This is a genomic window from SAR324 cluster bacterium, assembly GCA_015232315.1.
Classification (GTDB): Bacteria; SAR324; SAR324; order SAR324; family NAC60-12; genus JADFZZ01.
In genome coordinates, this window is sequence record JADFZZ010000022.1 from 11,850 (window position 1) to 30,053 (window position 18,204).

General features: G+C 44.4%; 10 protein-coding genes. 4 read left to right on the forward strand and 6 right to left on the reverse strand.

What is annotated here, in order from left to right; genetic code table 11:
* Positions 1–5: 5 nt before the first annotated feature.
* Positions 6–4,193: a response regulator gene (locus tag HQM11_14075; GenBank protein MBF0352156.1), complete on the reverse strand. Its 4,188-nt coding sequence runs from the start codon at positions 4,191–4,193 to the stop codon at positions 6–8.
* Between the two features lie 4 nt (positions 4,194–4,197).
* On the reverse strand, positions 4,198–4,818 hold the full coding sequence (locus HQM11_14080; GenBank protein ID MBF0352157.1) for a class I SAM-dependent methyltransferase: 621 nt from the start codon (positions 4,816–4,818) through the stop codon (positions 4,198–4,200).
* Between the two features lie 200 nt (positions 4,819–5,018).
* Between HQM11_14080 and HQM11_14085 the strand changes: the two genes are divergently transcribed.
* Both HQM11_14085 and HQM11_14090 read left to right on the forward strand, forming a co-directional pair.
* On the forward strand, positions 5,019–6,974 hold the full coding sequence (locus HQM11_14085; protein ID MBF0352158.1) for an ATP-binding cassette domain-containing protein: 1,956 nt from the start codon (positions 5,019–5,021) through the stop codon (positions 6,972–6,974).
* On the forward strand, positions 6,971–7,411 hold the full coding sequence (locus HQM11_14090; protein MBF0352159.1) for a YcgN family cysteine cluster protein: 441 nt from the start codon (positions 6,971–6,973) through the stop codon (positions 7,409–7,411). The genes HQM11_14085 and HQM11_14090 overlap by 4 nt, the downstream gene beginning before the upstream one ends.
* On the opposite strand, the gene HQM11_14095 is transcribed toward HQM11_14090, so the two are convergent.
* A complete protein-coding gene (locus HQM11_14095; GenBank protein MBF0352160.1) occupies positions 7,393–8,871 on the reverse strand; it encodes a ComEC/Rec2 family competence protein in 1,479 nt (492 codons plus the stop codon). The two genes, HQM11_14090 and HQM11_14095, sit on opposite strands and share 19 nt — an antisense overlap.
* 174 nt (positions 8,872–9,045) lie before the next feature.
* Here HQM11_14095 and HQM11_14100 point away from each other — a divergent pair, with 174 nt between their 5' ends.
* Together HQM11_14100 and HQM11_14105 are read left to right on the forward strand one after the other, a co-directional pair.
* Positions 9,046–9,600: a hypothetical protein gene (locus HQM11_14100; GenBank protein ID MBF0352161.1), complete on the forward strand. Its 555-nt coding sequence runs from the start codon at positions 9,046–9,048 to the stop codon at positions 9,598–9,600.
* Positions 9,601–9,604: 4 nt separating this feature from the next.
* Positions 9,605–10,360, forward strand: a complete 756-nt coding sequence (locus HQM11_14105; protein MBF0352162.1) for a YdcF family protein — start codon at positions 9,605–9,607, stop codon at positions 10,358–10,360.
* Between the two features lie 4 nt (positions 10,361–10,364).
* On the opposite strand, the gene HQM11_14110 is transcribed toward HQM11_14105, so the two are convergent.
* The 3 genes from HQM11_14110 to tkt all read right to left on the reverse strand — a co-directional run bounded on the left by HQM11_14110 (position 10,365) and on the right by tkt (position 18,191).
* The gene (locus HQM11_14110) at positions 10,365–14,837 is read right to left on the reverse strand and encodes a LamG domain-containing protein (protein ID MBF0352163.1); all 4,473 of its coding nucleotides are present in this window, start codon (positions 14,835–14,837) and stop codon (positions 10,365–10,367) included.
* Between the two features lies 1 nt (position 14,838).
* A complete protein-coding gene (locus HQM11_14115; protein MBF0352164.1) occupies positions 14,839–15,726 on the reverse strand; it encodes a type II secretion system protein GspG in 888 nt (295 codons plus the stop codon).
* Positions 15,727–16,154: 428 nt separating this feature from the next.
* A complete protein-coding gene (tkt, locus tag HQM11_14120; GenBank protein MBF0352165.1) occupies positions 16,155–18,191 on the reverse strand; it encodes a transketolase in 2,037 nt (678 codons plus the stop codon).
* Positions 18,192–18,204 lie beyond the last annotated feature (13 nt).

The window sequence follows — 18,204 nt, forward strand, 5'->3', positions numbered from 1 at the left end:
AAAACTCATGTGTGAAAATAATGGAATGAGGTACTGTTTCCAGTTTTAGGCTTGTTTGGATCTATGTTAAAAATTGAAATGATTTCTGTTTTGACATTGGATTTGACATTCATGACCAGCAAATCAGAAGTTTCCATGATTTCAAACAAGCCACGTCCTGCCCCGCCTTTATGCTCATTGAGACTGCCTTCCTGCCCCTGGTAACAAGTTCTTAAATAATCCAGAATCGTTTGTCTGCCCAGGGCGCCAAATGGATCTTCAACAGAAACCGCCAGCAAGAGACCATCACACGCATAACGGAATCTTCCCTGTTCGTGTGTTTCCAACTGAACCGGAACAATTCTGGAAAGGTGGTTGTATTTCTCTCGTCCATGCAGATCTCGGGGAGCGTCATAAATTGCGTTCATGAGCAATTCTTCAGCCACCATGTTCGCTTGCGTGATGATCCGGCTTCGCAATCCGAGTTCCTTGAGATATTGTTCCATTTCCGCAATCAGTACAGGTCGATCGTTGCTGTTGATTACGGCATGTTCTTTGACTTCCACGCCCCAGCTTAGATATTTTTCCAAGCCGAACAGATCCGTATTCACCAGTTTGCTGACGGTGGTTAAAATATTTTTGATGGTGAACGTTCGATCGTCATCGCTGCGAGAAACTATGTTGCTCAAGAATGGATGCTCAAGCAGAATATTCCAGTAGTGCGAGGCGTTTTCGGAAGTCATGAACACTGTTTTAGCCTGAGAATTTCGTTCACAGGCCAGCTTTGCCAGAGAAATGAGATTGTTGTCGGCCAGCACAATATCATAGTTTTTTTGCTCAATCAGGGCCTGGCCTTCTTCATGCGTTGTCACAATGTCCAGATCAACACCTGTTCCTCTCAAGGCCATTTTCGCGATAATCTGTTGCTTCTTGTTGGTTTCACACAAGAGCACCCGTTTGCTTTGAATGGATTTTTCCGTATCATACAAGGATTTAATGGGTTCCATGAGTTCATCAATGTGGTGCACCTCTCGTAGCAATCCTCTTATAAAGGTACCCGGTTCATTGATGGTTTCAGTTCGAAGGATTTCTATCTGATTTTTGAGCGATACCCAATAATTTTCATAGATGTCCCTAAGCTTGTCCAGAAGCTGTCCCTTGACATCATTCAACTCTTCCAGTTTTTTATTACTGGCTGTCAGATGGGTATTTTGCTGTTCCAATTGATGCATGGATTCCTGAAGCTGCTGTGTGCGTTCCCGGACCTTGATTTCCAGATCAAGGGTAAAACTTAGATCATCCAGCACTGTTGCCAGGAAACCGGACAGGGTTTCGAGATATTCCTGATCTTCAGGCAGCAGATTCTCAGTGACAAGTCCCTGTATTTCAAAAATGGCACTTAGCTGGGATTTATAAACTATATCGAGGTGTAACAAATTCCCTTTGCTTTGATAACTGGAATTTTCAGAAATATTTACTTCCTGTAAAAATCCTTCCGGCATTTGGGCGTGAACGGAGGTCAACTCATCTTGATTTAAGGATAATAATTTCTGGATTTCCGAGGAACAAAGCTCCATCTCATAATGAACATACTCTGATTCACCTGAAGAGAGCCTGTGTTTATAGGCCCAGCGCAAGTGGCAATGTTCTGCCAGTTTGAGTTTTCGAATTGTGAAATAAAGCGCACGGGAAACAGCCTGAAAATGATTATCTGTCACCACCAGTTCTTTGGAACACAGCAATAGCAATTCCAGCCGGTATTTGGCTCCCGCCAGAAGTTCGCTGATATCAGAAAGTGTCAGGTGTGTTCTGATTCGGGCAATCAGTTCATCTCTGGAAAATGGTTTTACGATATAATCGTTGGCGCCCAATTCGAGTCCCTTGACCAGATCTTCCACCTGATTTTTTGCGGAAACCACAATCACGGGCAATAGGGTGGGATCATAGATTTCACGAATCCGCTGACACACTTCATAACCGCTCATTCCCGGCATCATCAAATCAAGCAGTACCAGATCTGGTTTGTGACTTTTGAGGATCTCCATGGCTTCGTAACCATTATCAACCGCCAGTACTTTGTAATGATAGAGCCGAAGCTGGTTTTTGAGCACCTCCAGATTGACCGGTTCATCATCCACCACCAGAATTGTTTTAGTATTGGTGTCGTCTGAAATCTCCGGAATCTGTTCTGAATCATCGATTTGCAAAGGGTGATATGCCACATGCGAAACAGAATTTTTTCCTGACAAGGTCTGTTCTGTCGCGACAGGAAGAGAAAACCAGAAAGTGGAACCTTCACCCGGTTTGCTTTTCAGGTGGATGGTGCTTTGATGCAGTTCAATCAGCTTTCTGGTCACTGCCAATCCGAGTCCTGTTCCGCCATAATGCCTGGCCGTGGAGCCATCGCCCTGCTTGAAGGTTTCAAAAATCTGCTCAAAGTTTTCTTCCAGGATACCAATCCCTGTGTCCGCAACATAAATTCCCACCCGACTGTCTTCGATGACAGCAGAAACCCGCACCTCACCCGCATGCGTGAATTTAAGGCCATTCCCCACCAGATTGGTCAGTATCTGCTGCAATCTGTTTTCATCGGCATCCAGCAAGGGCAAATTTTCAGGAATCTCACAATGAAGCTCAATGGGTTTATTTTTTATGAGTGGTCGAGACAGGGTAAACACCACATCCATGATTTCACGCAAATCGACAGATGTTCGCTGAAGTTCAATTTCCTGATTTTTCATTTTTGAGAAATCCAGGATATCATTGATCAGATTGGCTAAACGTCTGCCGCTCAGAACAATCATGTTCAGATTATGTTTCTGGCTTGGAGTCAACGGTCCGCAGGAACCCTCAATCAAGGCATCACTCAACCCGACAATCCCATTGATGGGGGTTCTGAGTTCATGCGACGTATTGGCCAGAAATTCATCTTTAAGTTTGTCGGCTTTTTTGAGGTTTTCCAAAGCTTCACGCTGACTTTCAACCAATGCGGACTGGGCTTCCATCTGTTCTTTGCGCGCCAAATTTTTTTCGTGTTTCAGCGTGTTGATTTTGTCTGCAAGAGCGAGTGACAGCAATACCACCTGCAACGCGGACCCGATCTGCATGCTGTATTCTGTCAGAAAGTTGGAGGGAATGGCCCCTGATGTTTTGAAGGTATACATCAAGGCGCCAACAAGAATAACCACAAAAGCCAGCAGATAATATCTTGCGGGAAGGTAGCCCTTTTTCAGACTGAGAAATCCGCTGATCAACAGCAGAGTCACAAAAATCCCGCCGGATGCTGACGCCAGCCTGACACTCACGGTATAGGGAATGAACAGGGTCGCGATCATCAGGAGTGCTCCTGCAAGGGCAACAATGGTCAATATCCGGTTGAGCCGTGGCAAGTTGTCTTTTAACTGGAGAAAATCCATGGAGAAAATGCCACCAAACAAGAGGCATCCTCCTACAAAAACAGGAAGACTCCGATTACCCCACCAGGGATAATCAGGCCATAAATACTCAAATCCGACTCCGTTCAAGGTCAGTTGAAATCCGGCAAACGCAGTGATGAAAGCCACATAGTACAGATAACTTTTATCGCCCACGCCAATAAACAGGAACAGATTGTAAAAGATCATGACGAACATGATTCCATAATACAATCCTAGGCCAAATTTTTCATTATTGATCTGTTCAAGCAGAGCGTGTGCTGTCCAAAGTCGCATTGGTAATTGTAAAGACCCCAGAGTTTCCACACGGAAATATAAAACGGTTTCAGACTTTGGCGGGAAATTGAGGGAGAATAGAAAATTTCTGAAATGAATCTCCCGTTGATGGAACGGAAAAATATCACCGGCCTGGCGCATGTGATACTCGCCGGTCTGATCAGGTGCATAGAACTGAATCTGATCCAGCAATGGATAAACAAATTCCAGGAACATCTCTTTCCATTCCCGCGATGGATTTGTTACAGTAAACCGGAACCAGTAGGCTGACTGTGTAAAACCAAAGTTGAGCGATTTGGCAGAATCATTGCGGACAAAATTTTTGGAAAAAACAGAATCGCTGATTTCAGCAAAGGTCCATTGATGCTGTGTATCTTCCACCCAGTCCACCAACGTATCGACCTCATAGGAAGGCTCCGGGCCAAGGTCAAGAACAGATGCCCGGACCTGACCGTGCATTGCCAGGAAGGCTCCCAAAATAAATATTTGTATGATTCTTGTCACGTCGTCACTCCTGCTTGACTGCTATGCCCTGATACATATACCCCGCCCATTTGGGCACACCTTCGAGATAAAACCGTTTCAGGGAATCAATCGTATTGAATTGCCGCGAAATGATCTGAACAATATCCCTGTTCAAATGACAACCATCCCCGACTTTTTTTTGAAGAGGGGTCAGTCGATGTTGCCATTTTTGGACAGAGGGTTCCTCACTCAATCCATGTTCCATGAAAAAAAAGCGCCCTCCAGGTTTCAATAACCGAAACACTTCCCGGAGTGCACGATCCACTTCCTGAATGCTGCATAACGTCCAGGTGCTCACAATACAATCAAAGGAGTAATCGGCAAGAGGGATATTGTTCCCGTCAAGTGTTTCCACTTTTACTGTTTTGCCACTTTGTTCGATGCGTTTTGAGGCGAGATGATGCATTCCCGAGTTATTATCAATGGTCGTCAGGACTTTGACATGTTCAGGATAGTGGCGCAGATTCAGTCCTGTGCCAAAACCAATCTCCAAAACATTTCCGCTGACATCCTTCAATAATTCCTGCCTTAATTGTCCTAATGTCCCGGATGACATGGTATAATCCATTAAAACCGGAAAAACATAGCGTGAGTAAATTCCCATTGAGTCCCCATCAAAATAATTGTTCAGGTAATATTTATTCGGTTATCGACTCAAGTCTGTTTTGTCAATTGAAACTTGTCATCAATACAATAACAGAACACAGGACAACCACAGAATAATCGCTTGAGCCTTCTGCGTTCATTGCTATAAGAGTCGTTTCCATTTTTTTATTTCTATACTTTTCCTGATTTGTAAGCGCTATGATCACTGTTGCCAACCTCAGTATCAATTTTGGACACAAAGTCCTGTTTGAAAATGTAAGTCTCAAGTTTGACAAGGGTAAACGTTACGGGCTTGTGGGCTCTAACGGTTCCGGAAAAACCACTTTTCTCAAAATTCTTGCGGGCGATGTTGCCGCTGGTGATGGGCAGGTCGTGATTCCTCAAGGTCTCAAGGTGGGCGTGTTGCGTCAGAATCATTTTGAATATGAAGATTCCATGATTCTGGATGTGGTTCTGCAGGGAAATCCTGTGTTGTGGAGTGCACTCCAGGAAAAAGAAGTATTGCTCCAACATCCTGAACTGGATCATGAGGGGGGACATCGGCTGGGGCATCTGGAGGAAATCATCTTTGAACAAAATGGTTATGTCGCCGAATCATTCGGTGCCGAACTGTTGAGTGGCCTGGGTATCCGTGAAGAATATCACCGCAGACCGATGCGTGCCTTATCCGGTGGCTTCAAACTCAGGGTGCTTCTTGCTCAGACCCTGTTTCAGGAACCTGAACTGTTACTGCTCGATGAGCCCACCAACCATCTGGATATTCTTTCAATTCAATGGCTGGAACAATTCCTGATCAATCAATACAAGGGAATGCTGATCTTTATTTCCCATGACCAGAGTTTTCTTAACAGCGTTTCTACTCATATTGTGGATATCGATTATGAAACCATGATTCTCTATCATGGAAACTACGATTATTTTATGGAGGCCAAAGCGCTGGCCATGGAACAACGGTTGAAAGAGATCGCCAGTCAGGAACGGAAAATCGCGGATATGCAATCGTTTGTGGATCGTTTCAAAGCCAAAGCCACCAAAGCCCGTCAGGCACAGTCACGTATCAAGCAAATTGAAAAAATTGAAATTCCACCAATCAAACGCTCCTCACGGGTCATGCCTGTTCTTAAATTCGAACAAAAACGTCCCTCAGGAAAAACTGTTCTTGAAATCAAGCATATCAATAAAAAATTTGGTGATGTCTCTGTGCTCAAAGATATTTCCTTTACCGTAATGAAAGGCGAAAAAATCGCGATCATCGGCCCCAATGGAATTGGAAAATCGACCTTGCTTAAAATCATTCTGGACGAAATCAAACCCGATCACGGACAGTTTCAATGGGGGTATGAAACGTGGTGTTCTTATTTTGCCCAGGATCATCATGAACAATTGAACACCCAGATGAACGTCTATGAATGGCTCTATCAAACCGCACCACAGGAAACCATCGGCACCATTCGGGGAACCTTGGGCAAAGTCTTATTTTCAGGGGATGACGCGATAAAATCAATTCAGGCGTTGAGCGGAGGCGAAGCCGCACGGTTGTTGTTTGCCAAGATGATGCTGGAAAAATCCAATGTACTGATTCTTGATGAACCCACCAACCACATGGATCTGGAAGGTGTTGAAGCCCTGGAGGACGCGCTTGTGGAATATCCGGGAACGTTGCTGTTTGTAAGTCATGACCGCCATTTTGTCACCGCGCTGGCAACCCGGATCATAGAACTCACTCCAACCGGCGCGATTGATTTCAATGGTTCTTATACCGAATATCTGGCTCGACAGGGAAAAGATTATTTGAACCGCCAAAATCCAATCAGTACCACTCAAAGTTCCAAACCCAAAACATCCGCGGGATCGGCACTTTCTCACGAAGAACGGAAGGAACTCAAAAAGGAGTCTGTCAGAATCAATAAGCAACTGGATAAATTTTCTGGAATCATTGAAACTTTGGAGAAAGAAATCAAACAATTGGAAGATATTTTTTCAGATGTGAATTTTTATCAGAACAGTTCCCTGGAGGATGTGGAAAAAATTAATAAAACAAAAACACGGCTCGAAAACAAACTGGAAGAACAAATGCTGGAATGGGAATCCCTGATGAAAGCCCGTGAGGCTCTGGATGAAAAACTCGGGATAGAAGGTGACGTGGCATCATGAGCGAACAATTACAAAAACCTTTCTGGGAAACCAAATCCATGCGGGACATGACCCCCACAGAATGGGAACAGCTTTGTGACGGTTGCGCCATTTGCTGTCTGCACAAGCTTGAAGATGAGGATACCGGAGAAATTTGCTATACCCGCGTGGCTTGCCGTTTATTGGATCTGAATACCTGCCAATGCCAGGACTACCCCAACCGTTCCAAAAAAGTTCCAGGCTGTGTGATGTTGTCGCCAGATTGCCTGCCTGCCTGGATTCCTGACACATGCGCCTATCGTGTGTTGGGCTCAGAACAGCCTCTGCCCTGGTGGCATCCTCTGGTTTCCGGCGACCGTCAAACGGTGCGCCAGGCGGGAATATCCATTGGGGAAAAGGCCATCTCTGAACAATACATCAATCGAAACGAGCTTCAGCATTATCTCTGGGAAGAATAAGAAGATGAACTTATCAGTTTTTGGCGTGACAGATACCGTGGAACAATCCACTGGATGAAGAAACCGGCAAACACGGTGAGACCGTAATACCATAAAAATTCAGGGATTTCCCACTCCAGCTTGATTTTCCCACCAGCCCAGCTTCCATAAAAATGTAGCCACTTCATGACAGAAAACCATAGATTCAGTGTGAATTCTGTGATTTGGAACAGGGTTTGTTCCAGCCAATGATTTGGAATTGTCTCAAGATGCAATGTGCTTACTCCCAATGTTATGAGGCAAACAGGCAACACAAACACTCCCAGAACAGGAATCATGACAAGATTCATCCAGAATGATTCCAGTGAAACATATTGAAAATACCATGCCGTCACAGGCCATAAACCAAGACTGACCACACCTGTCACCCAGAAACTGCTCCAGCAATATCGCAGGATTTTATTGAGAGGATGGGCAGAAAATGACACCATTTTCGACAGAGGCGAAAACAGAAGGATGTACAACACCGCGGTGAAGGATAATTGAAATGAAATGTCATACATGGCAGTTGGGGACGCAACCAGAAAAATCACGGCGGTGACGCTCAGAATATCCAGTGAGCGATGATGATACCCCGCAAACCAGCGAACACAAACCCAGAAAGTGATCATGACTGCCGCCCGCAGAGCTGGTACCGGAAATCCCAGAAATCCGACATATCCCCAAATCAGACCCAGGCTGACAAAATGGCATCCCTGCAGGAAATGAATGGTCGATAACAGCGGCTGAATCCGTTTGCCGATTTGAATCACCATGAACAGACATAACCCGTAAATCAGTCCGATATGCAATCCGCTGATGGCTAGGATATGCGCCATGCCGGTTTCGTTGAAAACCTGACGGGTTTCTGGAAAATAACTTCGATGAGCCAGGGTGAGGGGAAGATAGATTGATGCGGCTTCCGGTGAGAGATAAAATTGAGCACGGTTGATCAGGCGTGCGCGCAAACTTGATAGCTTTTGAGACAAAATACCGGTGGGTTGTGTGACCTCATGGAACTGTGCGGATTTCAGCACAACATCGAGACGGTGCCTGTTCACAAGAACCGAGGTCGGCACACCGCTGAACTGAAAATGCTTTTTATAATAAAACCGTTTTTTTTGTCCCCGGTAAGGAAAACGCAGGAGCATCTCCTGAAATGACGCGGACTGGTCATGAGCCACTACCTGGACATTTTTCAAGTGCAACCGTAGCTCATTTTTTTCCTTGTCCGCAGTCAGGATTGTTCCACGAAATATTACAGGAATTTGTTGTTGCGTTTGCTCAATCAAATGTTGATGCCACTCAGGGATTTGAAAAAAGAATTGATACATCAAAAAAATAATGCCAGAGGCAATGAGCATGGCAATCAGATATACCCGAAAGCGAAAACTCCATAGAAGTGCCAACAATCCGCATGGAACAAGCCAGATCAACTGCATGATAAAACTATAAAGAAATTACTGATAAGTGTTTGTCTGTAACCAGACATTATTGATGCTTACGAGGACAATGAACGAATAAACCCATAATTTGACTCTTATGTTGAATGCAAGCATAAAAAATAAAAGCATCTTCAAATAGTCATAGCACATGAGATAATTTTCATCCAAAGCATGTCAACCCAAGAACTTACCGTGGTGGGCTATTCCATGATCGTACCTCAACTCCATGAAAAAATGCTTTATCATTTTTGTATTGTTTTACTTTTGGGAATCATGATGATTCCGGTTGGAACTTCAATAGCTCAGGAAGTTCCAGAAAAAGAAAATTGTGATAAATTGAACAATCCCCAGACTTATGAAGAAGTGATTGCCTTGCGTTACTGCATCAAACATCTCAAAGATCCAAGATCTCCAAGAAATCGTGCGAAACTGGCAAAAAAGCAATATGAGGGTTCTCTGCGGGTGAATGAAGCTCTTAAAAATCAGAGGGAATGTGTGCCAACTCCACAAGTTCCATGCGGACCGAAAAAAAAGATCAAACCCAAGCGTCCTCACGATTTTAGCTATGAAGCCTCTGTAAAAATGGTGGAAGACGTGAAAAAAACGTTACCCTGTATGCCGACTCCCGAGGTACCCTGTCCTGAAGTGCCACCGCAACCACCAGTACAAACAATTTCCGGGGGGAATATGAAAACTGATAACAAACAGGAAAAAAAGGCGGAGTGATCTTATGCAAAACTCCATGAAATTAATCATTGAAGATATCATCTTTGGCCCCTTGATCTGGTGTATTTTATTGGGCCTGGTGGTGATATGGCCGTTCAGTTCCAAAGAAACCCGAATACAATCGAAATATAAAGTAGTTTTAATGTTATGGGTTTCTCTCATGATTTGTTCCAGCAATGGATTCTATTTTTTATTTTCATATCCTTTACGACAGATGATACCTCCCAACGCTAAAAAACATGCTGACGCGATTATTGTCGCATCAGCAGGCGTCTATGATTCCGGTGCGCCCTCACCTGGTTCTACCTTGCGGGCTCATGCCGCAGCACAGTTATACCTTGAAAAACGGGCACCACTGGTCATTGTGGCTGGAGGTGTCACGGAACCTTACAAACCACCTGTGGATACCAAGGGAATACATATCATTCTTAAGGGAATGGGGGTGCCTGAAGATCATATTTTGATCGAAAACCAATCGGTCGATACACACATGAACGGGATTGAAACCGCAAAAATTCTGAACAAACTAAATCTCAAAACGATTATCCTGGTTTCTCATGATTATCATTTGCCCAGACTGGTGGCCGTGTTTGAAAAGCTCGGTTTTGAGGTTTATACCTTTGCGGCAAATCAGGCAGTATTGAGGGAATATGACCCCTGGTGGGTTTATTATTTTGACTGGCGTAATTTCAATAATCTCAAAACCATAGCCCATGAATATATGGGATTGCTCAGCTATAAATTCATGGGCCGGATTTGAAATATCACTGGGGTGTCAGGGTTACGGTGATGGGATCAGCCTTGAAACCAAAATCCTGATTTTTGAAACATGGGCGCCACCCACACCAACTGATCACTGGAATTTGAACAGTCCAGTTCAATGCCCCTCCCTGGTACGTCATCGTACTCAAGCTGGCAGTTTCTTTTTTTTCTTTGTTCCATTGTGAGGTTCCTGTGTCAGGAAGCAGGTTATTAGCAGCAATCTGTACACCACCAACGAGTGGGATCCACCAAGGAACTTCCAGCACCTGGCTATCAATATCCATGAAAACGGAATCCTGAGCCGTCAATGGTGCCGCTAGTGACAGCGTATCATTCATGCTGGGACTCCGTTCACTGGGATAGTTTTTCTGGGTGACAGCACCACTACTATGATACACTCCAATTTTTTTGACCTCAATTCGACGTTCCCAACAAATCATACTCCATGCGGTACAAACACTGGGAATTGACATGCTCACACCCAGTTGTTTTTTAACCATCACGGTATCTGCGGCTTGAACCCACTCACTGTTTTCCGCACTTCCATCTGTCATAGACGCTCTCACCCATAACCGATAGTTTGTATTTGAAAATACAGCGGAATAGTCCAATACTTTGACCCACGAATTACTGCTGATTTGCTCTGTTGTTCCATTGCATCCCTGTGGATTGGGATTCCCCTCTGTACAGGCCTTCAGTTCATAGCGAATCAATGCTGTGCTCACCAGCGTGTTGGTGGTTGTCCGGCTAATCGGACTCACATAAGCATGGATTCCATTAACATCCACTTTACTTTGACTCAAGGTCGGGTTTTGCAAAGTGAGTTTATTGGTCGTGACATTACTACAGAGCGGGGCTCCATGATTAACGTTCCCGTCTGTCGTTTCCAGTTGCACACAATAATAATACTGTGTGTTGGGATTGAGGGATGTTGCGGAATGATTGACGGTTCCTGAAAAAATGGCTGTTTTTGTCACTGGAGTTGTGGTGCAGGTGCCATTGCTGAATTGATTTGGCAAACAAACCAACACCTTGGACCGCAATTTCTTTTGATCAGGTGATGTCGGATCAATCTTCCAGGAAAAATTAATGCTGTTGTGCGTTACCGTTGGGGTCCCAACCCATGTGGGTGGCGTTATATTCAAGCTTTTAGTCACCACAAGTTCACAGTCCCATGCTGTTGGAGGAGGTGTGTTCAGCAAATTTACACCTGTTCCCGGAACACCAGCTCTCATACAAAAATAATATTGTTTACCATAGCCTTGCAATGTGGGGGTTGTGAACGTTTTAAGCGTGGGTTGACTGGTTGTTGTACCACGATTGATCTGGTTATCTTCAATAATCGTCTGATTGAGTGCTGTTCCACAACGGAAGTGACTGTAATCATACTGGTCTTCACTACAAACTTCGATCTGGTGCCGAATTTCAGGAACCAGATTGACGGAAGTCCAACTTGGACGCCATTGAATACTAAAATTTGTGTAATTGATGGTTAAAGTTGATGTCACAATGGTTGGATCCCGAATTTCCTGACTCATAGATGTTAAGGGTTGGCAGATCCAGTCACTGTGAATTGTTGCTGTTAATTCCGCACGCATGCAGAAATTATACGTTGTTCCCCATACCAGGTTGAAGCCGGGAACATCTGTAGCGGGTGCGATGTTGGTGCCTGTAGGCACATTGGTGTACTCCTTTTTTGCATTGGTCAGACAAAATTTATGCACCGCATCATAATTATTGTTTGTGCAGACTTTGAGAACATGCACCACATCAGGGCGAACATTTGCGGCAGGACTACGTTTCCACTCAATTTCAAATTTGGTATCTGTGGACGTTGCATTGGTGATTGTGGGTGGGGTTAGACCTGATATGGGCAGGTGGTATTCAATACATTTCTGATTTTTAGGTTGTGATTCCCACTTGGCGGATAACCAGGGATCATTATTTTTTAATGGATCACAAGCCCCCAGATTCATTAGGGATAGTTCCTGTTGACCATCCAAAAATCTGGCTCTGGATTCAATTCTAACCGTATAATCCTGATTGGCATCCAGGTTATGATAGTCAAAACTGGTTGCGGTCGGAGGGAGTGTGGTTGCTAGCGTTTTGATTTCAGCAAGATTCAGTGCTCTGTTATAGATCATCACTTCATCCATATGACCATAAAAGGGCGCTGTATGATTGGCCTTTGCGCCAATATATAACTCTGAGGCAAAGCTCTGGGTTCCTGCTCTGGTGATATCATTGCCTTGTTTATCGCCATTCACATACACACGAAATTTTGTGCCGTCCCAGGTAAACGCAAGGTGATACCAGGTGTTGGCGAACCAGAAATTGGTTGCGGTTGATACTGCGGCTATATTCACACCATTGACATTGGGAAAAAGACGAATGGTTCCTGACTTTTTATGAAACAGAATGTGAGGTCGTCCTCCTTGTCCCCAATGCAGAAAAAATTGCTGAGGAGAGTCAACCGTCATATTGTCTTCCGGTTTCATCCAGAACGCAAAGGTGTATGCTGCCGTTGGAACTTCAAGGGTTGTGGCCTGTAGATATCTGTTTTTTCTGGACTTCGGATCTTTTCCAAAGGCAACTGCCGTATTGGTATGCCCATATCTGTCATTGACGCCCAGTGTGTTTACCAGCGTTCCATGTTTGTTATTTCCACTCAAATCAGTAGCATCGTTATTCAGTGGGAAATATGCCACCAGTCCATCCAATAGATAATTTTCCGGGCAGGATGTTCCTTCACACAGAAAAATAAACTGTTTGGCATTTTGAGTTCGATTCCAGGTCACACTCAATGATTCCTCGGTACGAATCTGGGAACCATTCCATTCAGGACGAAATTTTTCAATGGGTTGATTAAAATGATAAACCAATGTGGTGTTCCCATCAATATCCTGCATGTTGTTGTAGGCAATTTCTGACTGATGAAGATTACGCTGATACACACGTTCTTTCAAAATGGGTTCTTTATTTTCCCATAAGTTGTAACGGTTGGCCAAAGTATTGGAGGAGACTTGTGGTGTTGAGTTGATTAAAAGTGTGTTTGTTCGTGACCGCTCCATTGGAATGTCAATTTTTTCACGGTTGGTTTGATATTGTTCGGCAGTGTGCTGCTCAATCTGTGCCCCGCTACGCACTTGACTCAAGTCCTTATGGTTGGAGTTTTGATACAAAGTTCCCTGAACTTCGTTAAAACTGAATTCATCCCAGATTGCGACCCTGTAATTGATGTTGTTCCGGTCTGAAGAATACGTGTTGGCACCAATCCGGACTTCGTAAGTTCCTGCGGGTAATCGCATGTTTTCATGCAGATCCCAGTGGATATCTTCCACCCACCAGTTACCAAGATTAAAGGCTTCCTTGGGACATGCCTGTCCAGAAAGCAAGGCTCCGCTGTCTAACGGAGCAGATTCCTCACTGGAGCATTCTGGAAATGTTGACACTCCCAAATGCCCACCAAGAGCATTACTGGAATAATTTCCCGGGAATGTACGGTTTCCCCAGAAGATATAGGGAGAATCGCCTTTATCCGGAGTCCCCATGAGATTTTTCAGACTTGTATCAAACAAATCATAGGATTCATTTTCATTGACAGGAAGCTTCAGATAAAGATCCAGATTAGGTTCATTATTGCTGACATATTTCCTCTGGCTCGATGCGGGATGTCTCATTTCCCAAAATAAACGAACCCTCAATTGTTCAATCCCCACACTGGTCACATCGTCGCCACCACCATTCTCATCAATACGATTAGGACCGGGCGCATAAAAAAATCGATCACTCTCATTCCAGATGATTTGCTGTCCCAAAGCGTCTTTCTTTTCAAAAGTACTGAGCAATTTACCGGTGTCATTGTTGGACAACCAGGCCAGTAAGCCACTTTTTCTGTTATTCAATAATACTTTGGTGTCCAATTCCAGAGCTGAGATCCGATAATGTCCAACAGCTTTGACCAATCCATCCAGACGTAATTTAGTGTTGTCAATATAGCGTCCAACATCAGGAATCACTTTGGTAACCAGATCTGAATCAGTTGGATTCACTTGATTGGAACATTGCTGTTCCTGATTTGTCCAGACAGTCGCATAGGGGATGGGCGCAGGAGTGTTCTGAAAATGCTGGTCATTGTATTTATAGGGATTCGGAATCCAGTTTGCTGGTGCTGCTTTTTGATAACAGAACGTATGACCCCATTTATCAATCAACTGGGTTCGTGATAAATAAGCCCCTTGCAGTGCCTGGAGCGAATCAGGAAACTGGCCATATCGCCAATAATAACTGAGAAGTGTTTGCTTGATCTGCTCCAGACGGTCCTCAGTGATGTTTTGCACAGTCCGGTCTTTTTGAATTTTGCTGATAATTGGAACGGCAATGTTGACGCCTACAGAAAGTCCAATCAATGCGGCCAATATCAGAAAAAAGCCAAAACCTGATGGCTTACGCCTTCTGCCATTTGTTGTTTCCATATCAAAAACTCCCCGCAATGTCAGAAACGCTGATGCCGCCATCGTCTCCACATGTATTATCAGTACGGTCTGGACCAACGCTATAAAACTGTCTGGCACCTTCGCTCCATTGAAACCAGTTTCCCCATTGATCCTGACCATGAAAAAAACCTAAAGCGCCCCCGCTTTGAACATTAACTTCATTGATTGCCAGATTACTGATCGTGCAATTTCCTCCTGCCCGTTTTGCGTCAAGTTCTGTAAATAAATTTGGATTGGTCATGCGCACCTGTTGAACCACTTCCATGATTGAGCCAAGACGCTCAAGAGTATCTGTTTGAATACCGCGGGCTGTGTTGACTGAAGAAATATTCAAAAACAAATCATCCCCACACGGTGCTGTCGTCGCGCACGCAACCAGACTGGTTTCATCGGCTGTATTTCGACCCGGCGAAAACAGTTTTGCTGTCTGAGTCACACGTAAATCATACAAGCCTGCCGAGACCATTGATAAGGCGGTACAACTGTTTGGCGCAATTTTACAACCTGCCGGCGAACAATCCTGAGGACAGCCCTGAAATGTCGCATACTGATAAGGCGCACTCCAGGAATCTGTGGTGATACTGGTTAAAGCGCCTGAAAGATAAGGACCATTCCATTCAGCAGGATTAGGATTAGGAATTTGTTGGAGCGCTGTTAGCCCTTGTGCTTCTACTGGAAAAGTTCCTGTATCTCTAAAATATGTCACCAAAGCGGTTTCAATATTTTTCATTTCACTAATGCTGGATTGAGTTTCCAGGGTTCTGTTGACATTGTTTGCCAGGGGGGCCGCTGTTCCCACCAAAATAGACATAACACCCAGACTGATGACAATTTCCATTAATGAAAAACCTGTTCTGAAACGCTTCATACCTTCTCCCTGATTAAATTTTTCTGATTAGATTTCTTACAGCATTGCGCTATTGATGCCAATCTATGATTGATATAACATGTTCAATCAAATGGCGTAAGTCCTCTAATAAAGAAAAATTTCAATTTAATATTATTTTTATTACAAGTTCAGGCAAATAAATTGTTGCCAACCGGACTGTTCTAATCTGCAATGGTAAGAGCTATTACGATTGGCTTTTGTTTAATATATTGAATTTGTTGATGACTATGGGTTGGCGGCGTGAAACATTATGCATTGCAAATAGCAATTCTGATAATTTTATTGGCAAACTACGTGAATGCTACAGTTCAAAAATCTGGATTATGCAAATGAGGGGTTCAGACGGAAAAAGCAGAAATGCTATTTCCATCTGAAGTTGTCGTGTCAGAGAGTAGGATAATTCTCGTTCAGCAGGCTTTCAGGAAGGATAAAATATTCTGTGCAATGGTTTCGGCGGTGAAGCCATATTTTTCCGCAAGAAGCTCACCGGGGGCTGAGTCTCCGAAATCGTCACGTCCAATCACATGATCGGCATAGCGATACCAGGGAGTTGTGGAGCCAGCTTCTACCACAATGATTTTTGCAGAGGCTGGTAAGACTGTTTTCCGGTATTCTTCCGGTTGTTCAAGAAACTGCTCGAGACAAGGCATGGATACATGCCGAATTCCAGTGCCCTTTTTATTGATTATTTTGCACGCCTGTTGTGCCGGGCCGCTTTCAGCACCCGTTGACACAAGCACAGCCTGAAGCGATGTCGCTGGTTCTGAAACAATGTATCCACCTTTGGCAATCATGGCAGGATCAAACGTTTCAGATTGCTCAATGGTCTCTGTATTTTGTCGGCTCAACAACATTGCATAAGCACTTGAATTCGAGGCACCAAGACATTGAGTCCATGCGACAATTGTTTCCACGGTATCTGCGGGACGCCATACCTTTAAATGAGGTATCAACCGGAGTACCCATGTGTGTTCCGTTGGCTGATGGGTTGGACCATCTTCACCGACCCAAAAAGAATCGTGGCTTAGAATGAACACTGTGGGAATTCTTGAAATCGCGGCAAGACGAATGCTTCCGCGCATATAATCTGAAAAAACAGAAAATGTACTGCAGTATGGTTGCCATCCACCAAACAGGTATATTCCGTTACAGATGTTGCCCATTGCATGTTCCCGTATTCCAAAATGAATATTACGTCCGGCAAACGATGGATCCGGCAGACTGGCGGACGCTACTGAGGCAGGAAGAATACTTGTTTCCTTGTCAATCAGGGTTTTTGTACTTGGTTCCAGATCCGCGGAGCCACCTACAAACCATGGAAGTCGTTCAGAAAGTTTCTGCATGACTTTGCCTGATAGATTGCGGGTAGCGTCTTTTTTTTCCGGAATGTCTTTCAGCAGTGATTCCAATAAATCATCCGGAACTTTCAGATTCCATTGAGTATCCCATTGTTCAGCTTTGTCAGGAGAACTATTGCGCCAATTCTTGAAAGTCTGATTCCATTCAGTATAGATTTCCAGATTTTCCTGTTTTCGTTGGTCAAAGACCTTCCTGACAGCATCTGGAACAAGAAATGTTTCATTGGGCAATCCAGCCTGTTCCTTGGCCGCCTGGATTTCAGGATGTCCGAGAGGCGAACCGTGTGCTGCTGATTTTCCTGCTTTGGTAGGAGCACCTTTGGCAATTGTTGTTTTTGCGATGATCAGGGAGGGCTTCAGAAATTCATTTTGCGCGTTTCTGATACAATCCGCAATTTGCTCCTGATTGTGCCCATCACAATGCTGAACATGCCATCCCAGTGACTCAAACCGTTTGCCGGTGTCTTCATTCATGGAAAGTTTGGTACTACCAGCAATGGTGATATTGTTACTGTCATAAATCGCGATTAAATTTCCAAGTCCCCAAAGTCCGGCTAACGCGGCGGCTTCAGACACAACACCTTCCTGCATGTCGCCATCTCCGCACAACACATAAACACGGGAATCTATCAAGGTTGTATCCTTTGTGTTAAACCGTGCGCCAGTCATTTTGGCGGCGAGGGCCATCCCAACACCATTGGAAAATCCTGCGCCCAACGGACCTGTTGTGCATTCAACACCTGGCGTTAAACGATATTCAGGATGTCCGGGTGTGATGCTTTCCCATTGACGGAATTGCTTCAGGTCCTCGAGACTGATTTTATAGCCTGCCAGATGGAGCATGCTGTATAATAATGTTGATGCATGCCCTATGGACAATACAAAACGATCCCGATTGACCCACTGTGGGTCTTCAGGATTATATCTCATAAATTGGGTCCACAGGACAAAGGCGATATCCGCTGTGCCCATTGGGGCTCCGGGATGTCCTGAATTAGCTTTTTGAACAGCGTCCGCCGCAAGAAAACGAATGGTGTTTACGCATTGTTCACGAAGTTCGGAAGAAACAACAGTCATAGATTCCATCTGAAAAAGGTGA